The organism is Pseudanabaena yagii GIHE-NHR1, from assembly GCF_012863495.1.
Lineage (GTDB): Bacteria > Cyanobacteriota > Cyanobacteriia > Pseudanabaenales > Pseudanabaenaceae > Pseudanabaena > Pseudanabaena yagii.
Genome location: NZ_JAAVJL010000001.1, coordinates 3680935 through 3694966, shown reverse-complemented (window position 1 = coordinate 3694966; position 14032 = coordinate 3680935). Strand labels below are relative to the sequence as shown.

10 protein-coding genes, 1 tRNA gene and 1 pseudogene are annotated in these 14032 nt (G+C 45.4%); 11 read left to right on the top strand and 1 reads right to left on the bottom strand.

What is annotated here, in order from left to right:
* The first annotated feature begins 102 nt into the window (after positions 1-102).
* From HC246_RS16910 to HC246_RS16875, 8 genes and pseudogenes are all read left to right on the top strand, one after another.
* Positions 103-654 (top strand): restriction endonuclease subunit S, encoded by a 552-nt coding sequence (locus HC246_RS16910; protein ID WP_169364645.1) that lies wholly within the window; start codon positions 103-105, stop codon positions 652-654.
* Between the two features lie 10 nt (positions 655-664).
* Positions 665-937 carry a hypothetical protein gene (locus HC246_RS16905; protein WP_211167733.1) on the top strand — a complete coding sequence of 91 codons (273 nt, stop codon included), beginning with the start codon at positions 665-667 and terminating at the stop codon, positions 935-937.
* Positions 938-1470: 533 nt separating this feature from the next.
* Complete coding sequence (locus tag HC246_RS16900; protein WP_169364397.1) at positions 1471-1695, top strand: hypothetical protein; 225 nt, start codon at positions 1471-1473, stop codon at positions 1693-1695.
* Positions 1692-1960, top strand: a pseudogene (locus tag HC246_RS26990) (Txe/YoeB family addiction module toxin). Before HC246_RS16900 ends, HC246_RS26990 begins: the two are co-directional and overlap by 4 nt.
* 20 nt (positions 1961-1980) lie before the next feature.
* A complete protein-coding gene (gene hsdR / locus HC246_RS16890; RefSeq protein ID WP_169364396.1) occupies positions 1981-5385 on the top strand; it encodes a type I restriction-modification system endonuclease in 3405 nt (1134 codons plus the stop codon).
* Positions 5367-6860 carry a class I SAM-dependent DNA methyltransferase gene (locus HC246_RS16885; protein ID WP_318655952.1) on the top strand — a complete coding sequence of 498 codons (1494 nt, stop codon included), beginning with the start codon at positions 5367-5369 and terminating at the stop codon, positions 6858-6860. Before hsdR ends, HC246_RS16885 begins: the two co-directional genes overlap by 19 nt.
* A gap of 54 nt (positions 6861-6914) precedes the next feature.
* Positions 6915-7850 carry a methionyl-tRNA formyltransferase gene (fmt, locus tag HC246_RS16880; RefSeq protein WP_169364395.1) on the top strand — a complete coding sequence of 312 codons (936 nt, stop codon included), beginning with the start codon at positions 6915-6917 and terminating at the stop codon, positions 7848-7850.
* A gap of 166 nt (positions 7851-8016) precedes the next feature.
* Complete coding sequence (locus HC246_RS16875; protein ID WP_169364394.1) at positions 8017-9651, top strand: alpha-D-glucose phosphate-specific phosphoglucomutase; 1635 nt, start codon at positions 8017-8019, stop codon at positions 9649-9651.
* A gap of 36 nt (positions 9652-9687) precedes the next feature.
* Here the strand turns inward: HC246_RS16875 and HC246_RS16870 are convergent, their stop codons facing one another.
* Positions 9688-11586: an aminopeptidase P family N-terminal domain-containing protein gene (locus HC246_RS16870; protein ID WP_169364393.1), complete on the bottom strand. Its 1899-nt coding sequence runs from the start codon at positions 11584-11586 to the stop codon at positions 9688-9690.
* A 308-nt stretch (positions 11587-11894) separates the two neighbouring features.
* Here HC246_RS16870 and HC246_RS16865 point away from each other — a divergent pair, with 308 nt between their 5' ends.
* The 3 genes from HC246_RS16865 (at position 11895) to HC246_RS16855 (ending at position 13967) form a co-directional block, all read left to right on the top strand.
* Positions 11895-12791 carry an alpha/beta fold hydrolase gene (locus HC246_RS16865; RefSeq protein ID WP_169364392.1) on the top strand — a complete coding sequence of 299 codons (897 nt, stop codon included), beginning with the start codon at positions 11895-11897 and terminating at the stop codon, positions 12789-12791.
* Positions 12792-12855: 64 nt separating this feature from the next.
* A tRNA-Pro gene (locus HC246_RS16860) sits at positions 12856-12929 on the top strand.
* Positions 12930-13070: 141 nt separating this feature from the next.
* Positions 13071-13967, top strand: a complete 897-nt coding sequence (locus HC246_RS16855; RefSeq protein ID WP_169364391.1) for a class II fructose-bisphosphate aldolase — start codon at positions 13071-13073, stop codon at positions 13965-13967.
* Positions 13968-14032: the final 65 nt, after the last annotated feature.

Below are 14032 nucleotides of genomic sequence, written 5' to 3'. Positions count from 1 at the left end.
GATTGGAGTTGGAAGCAAATAAAAGACATTGCTGAAATAGCTAGTAATCTAGTTCAACCTTCAGAAGTTATGGATCTCCCCCATATCGCCTAATCATATTGAATTGATACCTTCCGCTTACTGCCATTTAAAACAGTAAGAGAAGATAAGGTTATTAGCGCAAAGCATCGCTTTTTTAGTGGTCAAATCATCTATTCAAAGATTCGTCCTTATCTTCGTAAAGCCGTTATAGTTGATTTTGAAGGTGTATGTAGTGCTGATATGTACCCAATAAATGCACGTTGCAACTCAAAGTATTTATTGTATTGGCTAATCTCCGAAGACTTCAATAATCTTGCTGTTGAACATCAAGGACGAACTGTTTTACCGAAAATAAATCAAGTTGGCTTATATAAACTACCTATACCTGTTCCATCAGAATTAGAACAACAAGAAATCGTTCGGCGGGTTGAGAAGATGTTTGAGAAGATAGACATAATGGAGCAGGAATATCAAAAAGCGGCGAAACTTTGTGACAGATTGGAACAGGCGACATTAGCGAAAGCATTTCGGGGTGAACTTGTGCCGCAAGATCCTAATGATGAGCCAGCATCGGTACTGTTGGAACAAGTAAAAAGGAAAAAGGAAAAAGGAAAAATTAAAACTAGGAAATAGGAGAAAAACAATGACTAACCGCGAATTATTGAAACAGCACATCGATCAACTTGACGACATAGACATACAGCAAATTTCTCAATTTGTTGAATTTCTAATATTTTGTCATCAAAAAAATCAAAGCGATCGCCAAACTGCTCAAGCAGTAAAAGAAGACCCTTTAATTGGATTATTTGCTGGATCTCCTAACCTTGCAACTCAATCTGAAGAAATATTAAATCAAAACATTCAAACCAACTCAGGATGGACATGGAAACCGTCATCGCAGATACAGGATTTGTAGTCGCTTTACTCAATCGATCAGACACAAGACATCAGGATATGTCTTACCCATTTATCTTCAGCGATCGCAGATCCTTCTCCCGCAACCTGCCTTAGTCGAAACTGCTTATCTAGTTGGTCGAGATGTAGGCATATCAACAGTAGTCAGTTTCTTATAAGGAATCCCCAATAGTCGGTTTACTGTTATTCCACTCATAGATTCAGACATTCCCAGAATCGCCGAAATATTAGCTAAATATGCAGATAGTTATATTGACTTCGTTGATGCTAGCGTTATGGCGATCGCAGAAAGATTAGACATTCAAACCGTCCTCACCATCGATCAAAGAGATTTCAGAATGTTTAGACCCAATCACTGTGCAAGTTTTACACTTCTGCCGTGAACACTAGGCTTGGGCAAAGCATTACCCAATGTAGAGGATCTCAGAAATTAGAGATTGTGGCGGGAATGCTATGCCCCTACAGCGATATCATGTTTTGCAAATCTAATTTCAAAGCTATAATCATGAAATCTTTGGATAGGAGGAAGAGCAAATGCAAGTTAGCTATCGGCTTAATGCCAACGAACTAGACATTAGATTTATCGAAAGTCTGAAAGCCGCATTTCAAGGCAAAGAAATAGAAATTCTGGTTTATGAACAAGACGAGACGCAATTTTTATTAGCCAATCCTAGCGATCGCGCAAGGTTACTCACATCCGTAGAAAACATCAAAAATCGTGAAAATCTGGTCGAGGTTAGCTGGGATAGCCTTCCATGAAAAGACGTATTTTATTTGAAGCAGTTGCCTTTGAAGACTTTAATGAATGGGCAAAAAGCGATCGCAAGATTTACAACAAGATTGCTGAACGAATCAAAGACATTGAGCGTATCCATACTTATTAGGAATAGGCAAACCAGACCCACTCAAATATGAACTAAGCGGTTTCTGGTCAAGACGGATTACAGATGAACATAGACTAATCTACCAAGTTAGCGATACTGAAATTTTAATAGCTGCTTGTAAAAGCCACTACAAAAGATAGTCACTACAAGGAAAAACCAAATGGAAATACAATCAGCTAACTTTGGATTTTTGCGCCAACATGACCCACAAATCGTCAAACTCGCCGCCCTAGCTGAACAATTTTTCCATGACGACAGCAACACCTGCATCATCAAACTGCGTCAATATGCCGAACGCCTCGCCAAACTGATCGCCGCCAACACAGGGCTATACCAAGCACCAGACGAAGCCCAAGCCGAACTCCTCAAAAGATTAAAACTAGAAGGCATCCTTTCCAGCGAAGTCGCTGACCTCTTCCATTCCATTCGCATCTCAGGCAATAAGGCAGTCCATAACTCTCGTAACATCGATCGCCAAGAAGCCCTCACCCTCCTCAAAAACGCTCGACATTTAGGAATCTGGTTTCATCGCACCTTTAAGGACAAAAATTTTAAAGCTGGCGCATTCATTCCCCCCGCCTTACCCATCGATGCCACTGCCGATCTACAAGCCGAAATTGCAAGACTGCAAGAGATCGTCACGGCAACCCAGTCCGCCGCTGAGCGATCGCGCCTCGAAGCCGAACAAAAAGCGATCGCCCTCATGTCTGCGGAAGAAAAAGCCCGTCAAGCTCTAGCAGAAAAGCAACTATGGGAACAGATAGCGATCGAGACAGAACAAAAGCTATCTCAACAAATCACCAATCACGCCGTCACGCCCAAACAAACCGCCGAAATCGTCAAGCGATCGGAAATCGCGGCTCAAAATATCGATCTCGATGAAGACCAAACCCGTCAGATTATCGATCAAAAATTACGCGATCGCGGTTGGGAAGTGGACAGCCAAAACCTGCGCTACAGTCAAGGCATTCGCCCCACCAAAGGCAAAAACATCGCCATCTCTGAATATCCCACTAGTGACGGTATTGCCGACTATGCCCTATTCATCGGTTTACGCTGTGTCGCCATGATCGAAGCCAAGAGGCGGCGCAAAAATGTGGCAGGAGCGATCGCTCAGGCGGAACGGTATGCAAAGGGGTATAGCCCTCACCCCCCAGCCCCCTCTCCCATTAAGGGCGAGGGGGAGCAATCTCAAAGTCCCTCTCCCTCCTTGGGAGAGGGATTTAGGGTGAGGGCGGAAGTTCCTTTTGTATTCGCCACCAATGGGCGCGGCTATCTCAAACAATTGGAAACCGAAAGCGGCATCTGGTTTCGCGATATTCGCAAATCTACCAATCACAGCCGAGCGCTGATCGACTTCTACACTCCCGATGGGCTAGAAGCCTTATTGACAATGGATCGGGAAACTGCCCATGAGAAATTAAAAAATACTAGCTTCAACTTTGGATTCAACCTCTATCCACACCAACGCGCTGCCATTGAGAAGATCGAAGAATGTCTCGAACAAGATCAGCGATCGATGCTAGTGGCGATGGCAACAGGCACAGGCAAAACTAAATTAGCGATCGCCCTTTTGTACCGTTTACTCTCCACTAAACGCTTTCGCCGTGTCTGCTTTGTCGTCGATCGCAGCGCCCTCGGCAGCCAAACCGCCGATGAGTTTAGCACCACCAAAGTAGTTACCACTAAAACCTTCACCGATATTTTTGGCTTAAAAGGCTTAAAAGACATCGATCCTGAATCAGAAACCAAAGTCCATATCTGCACGATTCAAGGCTTAGTCAAGCGCGTACTCTATGCCAAAGAAAATGGCGATATTCCACCCATTGATCAATATGATTTGATTCTCATTGATGAATGTCATCGTGGCTATTTACTTGATCGCGAAATGTCCGACGCTGAGTTAAGCTTCCGTAACCAAGATGATTACATCTCCAAATATCGCCGAGTCTTAGAACATTTCGATGCCGTCAAGATCGGCTTAACTGCTACACCCGCTTTACATACCAAAGAAATCTTCGGTGAACCGATTTACAAATATAGTTACCGTGATGCCGTCATTGATGGCATTCTCATTGACCATGAGCCACCGATCCAGATCCGCACCAAACTCAGTGAGACAGGGATTAAGTTTCAAGCCAATGAAGAAGTCGCTCTTTACAACACTGTCACAGGGGCGATCGATCTCAGCAACACTCCCGACGAGCTAAATTTTGATGTCGAAAAATTTAATAAACAGGTAATTACTGAGCCATTTAATCGGGCGATCGCCCTCGAACTCGCCGCCAGAATTGACCCCTTAATCGAAGAGAAAACCCTGATCTTTGCCGCTAACGATCGCCATGCCGATATTATCGTCACTGAACTCAAACGCGCCATGCAAGGTCGTTATGAAGAACTAGAAAATGATGCGATTCAAAAATTAACAGGCTCAGTCGATGGGGTTCAAGCCAAAATTCGGTCTTTCCGTAATGATTCCTTACCGCGCATTGCTGTTACCGTTGACCTACTCACCACAGGCATCGATGTTCCCAAAATCTGTAACCTCGTCTTTTTGCGCCGTATCAATAGCCGTATTCTCTACGAACAAATGCTCGGCAGAGCCACGCGGCGCTGTGATGAAATCAATAAACAGGTATTCAAAATCTATGACGCTGTAGATATTTACAAAAATATGGAAGCGGTCAGCGACATGAAGCCCGTTGTCGTTAATCCCAAAATCACCTTAGAGCAACTCTTTGATGAATTGCTACAGGTTGGCGATCCACAACATCAAAACCAAATTCGCGATCAAATTCTGGTCAAAATGCGCCAACGGCTCACCAAAATGAGCGATCGAGCAAAGGAAAATTACGAAACCCAAAGCGGTGAACCGCCCAACCGTAGTCTTGCTACATTTAAAACCATGACCACAACCGAAATGGTGGAATGGGTGCGATCGCGTCCCTATCTTGGCAAGATCTGGGAATGGAAGCCCGATTATGAAGGTACGTGGATTCCCATCTCTGATCATCACGATCAAGTTATTGCGATCGCCCGTGGCTATGGTGAAGGCAAGAAGCCGCAAGATTTTTTAGACAGCTTTACCGATTATGTCCGCAACAATGTCAATCAAATCGCCGCCCTCACCGTGGTGTTACAACGTCCCCGCGAGTTGACCCGCGCCCAGTTGCGAGAGTTGCGCCGTGAACTCGATCAAAAGGGCTATTCCGAGGCTTATTTACAACAAGCATGGCGCGATACCAAAAATGAAGATATCGCCGCTTCGATTATTGGTTTTATCCGTCAGGCGGCGATCGGCGATCCTTTAATGCCCTACGAAGATCGTGTCAGAGACGCAATCAGGCGGATTCTAAATAGGCGACAATGGACAGATATCCAACGTAAATGGTTAGAGCGCATTCGAGATCAGATCATTAAAGAAGTCGTCGTCGATCGCGAAGCACTGGATCAGGGCAACTTTCAACGGGATGGCGGATTTAAAAACATTAATCGCGCTTTTGATGGACAATTAGAAACGATTTTAGGCGATATCAACGAGGAACTGTGGCAAAAGCAAGCTTGAATGCGAACAATAGCAACAATAGCGGTAATTCTAGTGGGAACGCCACCCGCGATATAGTCGCTAAACTCTGGAATCTCTGCAATATTCTGCGTGACGATGGCATTACCTATAACGAATATGTCACCGAATTAACCTATCTGCTATTCCTAAAAATGTTGGCAGAAACAGGCAAAGAAAGCCGCCTTCCTGAAAACTATCGCTGGCAAGATCTCGATGGTCGTGAAGGTTTAGAACAATTAGAATTTTACAAACAGCTATTGCTCGATTTAGGTTCAGCCCAGAAAGTAAATGACCCTGCGGTATTGGCGATTTTTACCGATGCTCAAACTAAACTACGCAAACCCACCAATCTCAAATCCCTAACCGATGCGATCGATTCCCTAGATTGGTTCTCAGCCCGTGAGGAAGGTTTAGGCAATCTCTATGAAGGCTTATTAGAAAAAAATGCTGCCGAAAAGAAATCAGGGGCAGGTCAATACTTTACGCCCCGTCCTCTAATTGATGCGATCGTGCGTCTGATTAAACCCCAAGCAGGGGAAATCATCCAAGATCCTGCCGCAGGTACAGCAGGCTTCTTAGTCGCCGCCGATCGCTACATCAAAGAACAAACCAATGAACTCTATGCCCTAGATGCTAAAGCCCAAGATTTTCAAATCCAGAAAGCTTTTCGCGGTTTAGAACTAGTACCAGATACGCACCGCCTCTGTTTGATGAATTTGCTATTGCATGGCATCGAAAGCGCTGTTGATTGCGGTGATAGTCTATCCCCCGATGGCGAAACCTTGGGCAAAGCCGATGTGATCCTCACCAATCCACCCTTCGGCACAAAAAAAGGCGGCGGTCGTCCCACTCGTTCTGACTTCTCCATCACCGCCGAAACTTCCAATAAACAACTTGCCTTCGTCGAGCATATCTATCGCGCCCTCAAAACCAATGGCAGAGCAGCCGTAGTCTTACCCGATAACGTTCTCTTTGAAGACAACACAGGCAGAAAGTTAAGACAGGAATTAATGAATCTCTGCGATCTGCATACAATTTTGCGATTGCCCACAGGCATCTTTTATGCCCAAGGCGTGAAAACCAATGTGCTGTTTTTTACAAGAGGCAAAAGCGATCGCGGCAACACCAAAGCTGTTTGGGTATACGATATGCGAGCCAATACCAACACCTTCGGCAAAACTCGCCAACTGACACTTGCCGATTTTGCCGAATTTGAAGCCGCCTTTGGTGACGACCCCTATGGTAAATCCCCGCGCATCGACCAAGGCGAAGAAGGGCGCTTCCGTTGCTTTACCCGCGAGCAAATTAGCGATCGCAATGACAACCTCGATATTGCATGGCTCCGCGATACTAGCGACGATCCTGAAGATGAAATGACCGAACCCGAAGAGATTGCCACCGCGATCGCCACTCATTTAAAAAATGCTCTTAGTGCGATCGCAGATTTAATGGAAGAATTGGAAAATGTCGTCTAGAAAGTCGTCTAGAAATAGGTTACACGATCGCTCATTTACTATGGCTCATTAACTATGCGTGTTGTATTTTTTGGAACTCCTGATTTTGCCGTTCCCACATTAGAGAAACTGTTGTCAGAACCAGATTTTGAGGTTGTGGGCGTAGTCTCCCAACCAGATACTAGGCGTGGTCGTGGGAGTCAAGTTACGCCGCCACCTGTCAAAGCTGCGGCGATCGCTAAAAATCCCAACCTCCAAATCTGGCAACCCGATCGCCTGAAAAAGGATAAACAGGTACTTGAGGAACTAGCCGCTATTAATGCCGATGTATTTGTGGTGGTTGCTTACGGGCAGATTCTCTCGCAAAAGATTTTGAATATGCCTAAGTATGGCTGTATCAATGTGCATGGCTCATTACTGCCAAAATATCGTGGTGCTGCGCCGATCCAATGGGCGATCGCTAATGGAGAAAGCATTACTGGGATTACAACCATGCAAATGGATGCAGGTATTGATACAGGCGCGATGCTACTCAAGGCGGAGTTAGAAATTTTGCCTGAAGATAATACGGATACTTTAAGTACGAAATTAGCGAATTTAGGTGCAGATTTATTAATTGAGACTTTACGAAGTTTAGATACGATCAAGCCTGAACCTCAAGATGATGCTTTGTCCTGCTATTCACCAATGATTGGGCGTGAGGATTGGGAACTAGATTGGAGCAAAGAGGCGATCGCTTTACATAATCGCATTCGTGCTTTCTATCCCAATTGCTATACAGATTTTCGTGGACAGAGATTAAAGATTGCGAAATCGGAAGTTGTGGAAGGTGAGGACAATTTCGAGAATATTGGGAAAGTTGCCGAAATTCGTAAAGGCAAAGGTTTTGTTTTGCAAACTGGTAAAGGTCTATTACTCATTAAAGAAGTGCAACCTGCGGGAAAGAAACTGCAATCGGGTTGGGATTTTGTGAATGGTGCAAGAATAGCGATCGGGGAATCCTTCCTTTAGGTAAACAAGGGACTTAAGCCCCTTGTTTACCTAACAAGGCTTTCTAAGCGTTGCTTGTCTTTTAATTTGTTTGTGCCTAGCTAACCAATGCCTCTTAAAATTAAAGCAAGCCTAAAAGTATGGGCATTTTTGCGTTTGTTTAGAGCATAGTTAACTTGCAAGTTTAATGAGCATAAAAGTCGTTTCCACTTCCCCATTTGCTGACCAGAAGCCCGGTACTTCTGGACTTAGAAAAAAAGTTACCGTTTTCCAAACGCCTAACTATCTCGAAAATTTCGTTCAATCCATATTTGATAGCCTCGAAGGATTTGCGGGACAAACTCTCGTCGTTGGCGGTGATGGACGCTACTACAACCGTCATGCCATCCAAGTAATCCTCAAAATGGCAGCCGCCAATGGTTTTGGTAAAATCATGGTTGGGCGTGGTGGCATTTTATCTACACCTGCTGCCTCCTGTGTCATTCGTAAGTACAATGCCTTCGGTGGGATTATCCTCTCCGCAAGCCATAACCCCGCAGGCAAAGATGGCGACTTCGGTATCAAGTACAACACAGGCAATGGGGGACCAGCACCCGAAAAAATCACTGATGCCATCTATGACATCACCAAGAGCATTAGTGAATATAAAATCCTTGAAGCTAGCAACCTCGATCTCGATCGCATAGGTGAGTCCAAACTCGGTGATACGGTGGTGGAAGTGATCGACTCCGTTGCTGATTATGCGGAATTGATGGAATCGCTCTTTGATTTCGATCGCATTAAATTATTACTTGCCTCCCCAGATTTCAGCCTCCGCTTTGATGGAATGCACGCGGTAACCGGTCCCTATGCTCAAGAAATTCTCGTTAACCGTTTAGGCGCACCTGCCAGTGCTTTGCAAAATTGCGTACCGCTCGAAGACTTTGGTGATGGACATCCCGACCCCAACTTAGTCTATGCCCATGATCTCGTTGAAGTGCTTTATGGCGAAAATGCTCCCGACTTTGGCGCAGCTTCCGATGGCGATGGCGATCGCAATATGATCCTCGGTCGTAAATTCTTTGTCACCCCTAGCGACAGTTTAGCAATTCTCGCCGCCAATGCTCACCATGTCCCCGCTTACAAGGGTGGACTCGCAGGTATTGCCCGTTCTATGCCCACTAGCCAAGCCCCTGATCGCGTTGCCGCTAGACTTGGCATCGAGAGCTATGAAACTCCGACAGGTTGGAAATTCTTCGGTAATTTGCTCGATGCAGGTAAGGCAACCCTTTGCGGTGAAGAAAGCTTTGGGACTGGCTCTAATCACGTTCGCGAAAAGGATGGACTCTGGGCAGTGCTGTTCTGGCTAAATGTTCTGGCGGCGCGTCAGCAATCGGTCGAGGCGATCGTCAAGGAACATTGGCAACTTTACGGACGTAATTTCTATTCTCGCCATGACTATGAAGGCGTAGATAGCGATCGCGCCAATACCCTTGTTAATAATCTCCGCAGTAAATTTGCAGAATTAAAGGGTCAGAAATTTGGCAATTACGAAGTTGCCTTTGCCGATGATTTTAGCTATACCGATCCTGTCGATGGCAGTGTCAGCAATAACCAAGGCATTAGAATTGGCTTTACCGATGACTCGCGGATCGTTTTCCGTCTATCGGGTACTGGCACTCAAGGCGCAACCCTCCGCCTCTATGTCGAAAGCTATGAGCCAAATATTGCCAAGCATTCCCTAGATACACAAGAAGCTCTCAAAGAGTTAATCGAAATCGCCGATCAAGTTGCCCAGATCAAAGTTCTCACAGGACGCGATCAGCCTACGGTAATTACATAAAATAAACAAAAAAAGCGGCGCAATGCGCCGCTTTTTTTATATCTGACAAGCATCCTGCAACCAAGATTTTTCTGCATCGGTAAGTAGTGGTGAGAGCTTCTCAATTACCGCCGCATAGTAACTTTCTAGCCATGCAATTTGTTGAGGATTGAGCTTGTGGCGATCGATTAATTTTTTGTCAAAGGGAATGTAGGTCAAAGACTCAAACTCATACCAAGGCGTTTTATTAGCATTATCACCTTCGGACTTCGGAGATTCCTGCTTAACTTCCTTTACAAAATAGAGATTCTCCAAACGGATACCACCCCATTTCGGTTGATAGTACCCCGGCTCAATGCTATTGATTGTACCGAGATCGAGGGATTGATTGACGCGCTTACTGATGCCATTAGGTCCTTCATGGACATTGAGGAATACGCCTACACCATGCCCAGTGCCATGTCCATAATCCAGCCCACTCTGCCAGAGAGAAGAACGGGCAATACCATCGATTTGACTGCCTGTCGTGCCTTTAGGAAATCTCTGCATCGCGCAATTGATATGGGATTTGAGAACCTCCGTATAGCGATCGCGTTGTTCCGCAGTCGGTTCCCCAATGCTCATAGCGCGAGTGTCATCGGTCGTGCCACCATAAAACTGTGAACCCGAATCTAATAGTAGCAAATCACCATTGATCAACTTACAAGCTGGGTTGGGGTTACTGTAATGCACAATCGAGCCATTCGCACCCGTCCCTGCGATCGTCGGGAAACTGAGGTCAATAAAACCTTCCTGTTGCTTGTATAAACCTTCGATTTTGTGAGCAACATCCCTTTCACTAATGACATTACCTGCGGCAACCTGTTCTTCGATCCATTTAATCGTCAAGGTCTTTGCCCAGCTAGCCTTGAGATTAGCTTTTTGCATCTGCGCGATCTCGACAGGATTCTTATGGGATTTGAAAGTCTCAATGGGATTATCGCCATCAACGATTTTTGCCTTGACTGCCTTCAGTTGCAAATATGTACCGTATGTGGTTTGCGATGCGGCTATTAACACAGGTTGATGATCCGCCGCTAGCGATCGCAATGTTGGTAAATATTGCTCATAGTCAAGGATCTGCACTTGCCCCGCAAGGGATTGTCGCACCGCCTCATCAAGGCGCGAAGTATTGGTAAAGAGATAAGCATCGGTCAAAGTGACGATCGCATAGCTAATAAATACAGGATTGCACTCGACATCACGACCGCGCAAATTGTAGAGCCATGCAATCTGATCCAGCTTGGTGACAGGTAAAATCGCCGCCTTCTTTTTCCCTAAAGCCTCACGCACCCGTTCTAATTTCTTGGTTAAACTCTCACCTGTAATCTGATCAGGCAAAGCAATAATCGGTTGATCGCCAAAGGCAGGTATAGGCTCACTCTCCGCCCAAGGACTTTGCGATCGCACCGTATCCACCAAATTTTCGAGGATCGGCACGATTTCGACACCACTAGCATTTAAGCGATCGGCAAAGCGACGATATTGGGAAATAGTAATCGTAAAGGGATCGATGCCAAGGCGAAAGGTTTTCTCTTGCTTCGCGGCATTGCCTCCCAATTCTTCGAGAACTTCTTCCACGGTCTGATGATCTTCCAATCCCACTTTGCAGACCTTTTGCAACGTTGCATCCACCTGCATATCCGCCTGCTCGTAATAGCGCGGATCGACAAAGACCCAAGCTTGGGCAGTACCGATTAAAAAATCTCCAGCCGAACCCGTAAAACCACTAATCCACTGACGACGCTGTTTCGCTTCGGGCAAGTACTCATTGAGATGCTCATCCGCCGAAGGAACAAAATAGGCATCAAGTCTATGTTTCGCCAATTGCGATCGCAAAGCCGTAAATTTCTGGGCAACTCCCGTTAATTCAGAGGATTGTGGTGATGCGGTGGTTAAGGGCTGCAATAAAACCATGAAGTTTATGTGGGTAGAGATTGATCTATCCAAATTTTAACCGATCTAGTTTTGTCCCGCCTGCACAGCAGATGACACAAGCTTTTAGGGACTTACCATTAATTTAAAGTATCTGTGGCTTCGACTCCGCTCAGCCAACGTTAGCTGAGCGGAGTCGAAGCTAGATAACTTTGGTGGGACATTTTTTATCTGCGAGAGTCTTAGGTCTTTAGCTGGATAAAGAATTAATGGCTCATTTGCTATAATCTCTTTGCCTATAGCCACTTTGGGATAAAAGTCCCCTTTTATCTAACCCCATAATTACTGCAATGTTAATTACCGAAAATATCGAAACTCGCGATCGCCTCCACAGCTCATTGTCAACATGGACATGGCAAGGACATCAAATCCAATATTCCGTCACGGGTTCAGGTACACCTCTAGTGTTGATTCATGGCTTTGGCGCGTCCATCGGTCACTGGAAAAAGAATATTCCCGCATGGGCGGAAGCTGGCTATCAAGTATTTGCCCTCGACCTCTTAGGCTTTGGCGCTTCCGCAAAACCTGCCCTCGATTATTCCCTCGAACTTTGGGAAGAACTACTGCGCGACTTTCATCAAGAACTCGTCCAACGCCCTGCGATCTTCATCGGTAATTCCATTGGTGCATTGCTGGCTCTGATGTTAGCGGCGAATTCTCCCGAAATTGCGATCGGCGCAGTTCTGCTTAATGCCGCAGGTGGTCTAAATCATCGTCCTGAAGAATTGAATTTGCCTCTGCGCTTAGTGATGGGAGCCTTTGCCAAGTTAGTTAGCTCCGAAGTCACAGGCAAGTTTGTATTTAACCAAGTGCGCCAAAAGCGGAATATTCGCAATTCCCTCCGTCAGGTCTATCGCAATCATCAAGCGATCGATGATGACTTAGTCGATATGCTCTATCAACCATCCTGTGATGAAGGCGCACAAAAGGTCTTTGCCTCCATTCTCACCGCTCCTGCGGGGCCTCGCACTTCCGATCTTTTAGCCAAGATCGAAAAGCCCTTACTAGTACTGTGGGGTGATGCCGATCCTTGGACTCCGATCAATGGCGCAAAGGTCTATCAAGAAGCAAGTAAAACCAAAGATATTCAACTCATTCCTATTCCCAATACAGGACATTGCCCCCACGACGATCGCCCTGAAATTGTCAATGCTCTGGTAATTCACTGGCTACAAAAATTACTCTAAAATCAGAATAGGTATTGCGAAGCAATACCTATTCTGATTCTTTTAGCTCAATGAGCCTTAAGTTCGGGATGTAGCGCAGCTTGGTAGCGCATCGCGTTCGGGACGCGAGGGTCGTAGGTTCAAATCCTATCATCCCGATTAATATTGGTATCACTACAGCAGATTTTTGAAAGCGGCGCTTCGCGCCGCTTTCAAAATTTTAACGTCAGCGCAAAGCGCTGTAAAGGCTATATGATTATCTTGAGTTCATTTTTAAGCACAATTTAATCACAAGCCATCATGTTGAGTTCAACTAGGGAACTTCTAGAAACTGCGCGTCGTAATGCCTATGCGATCGGCGCATTTAATGTCTATAACTTAGAAGGCGTAAAAGCTGTGGTCAATGCTGCGGAAATTAGTCGTAGTCCTGCCATGTTGCAATTACATCCTAGTGCGCTCAAGTATGGCAAACTTCCCTTAGTGAGAATGTGCATTGAGGCAGCAAAGTCAGCAAATGTGCCCATCTCGATCCATCTTGATCACAGTACTTCGGCGGCGGATATTCGCTTAGCCCTCGATGCTGGCGTGCGATCAATCATGGCAGATGGTTCACCCATGCCCTACAAAGAAAACTTGAGATTCACTAGGGACATGACTGCAATCTCTCATAAGTTCCATGCGATCGTTGAAGCAGAAATTGGCAGAATCAGTGGTACTGAAGATGGACTCACCATCGCTGAGAAAGAAGCAAAGATGACCGATCCACTTCAAGCTTTAGAATTTGTGCAGCAAACTAAGGTTGATGCTTTAGCTGTCACCATTGGTAATGTTCATGGTGAATATAAAAGTCCACCCCGTCTAGATTTTGCTCGTCTGGAAAAGATTCGTAGTCTGGTGGATATTCCCTTAGTTTTACATGGTGCTTCGGGTTTACCCAAGGAGATGATTGAGCGATCGATTCAATTGGGAGTATGTAAATTTAATGTCAATACGGAAGTGCGCCAAGCCTATATGCAGTCGCTCAAGTTAGAAATTTGCGGTGATAGTCCTAAGGATTTATTAGAAATCGCAGGGGAAGCGATCGCTGCCATGCAGGAAGTAATCATCGACAAGCTCAACCTGTTTGGCTCCGTTGGCAAAGCCCATCTCCACGAAACTCCCTATGCAGAGTTATTAGCAACACGAGCACATACCTAAAAGTGAAGATCTAGTTAAGCGATCGCTCAAACCATCATTTCGGGATCTTAACTATTTTGTTATCC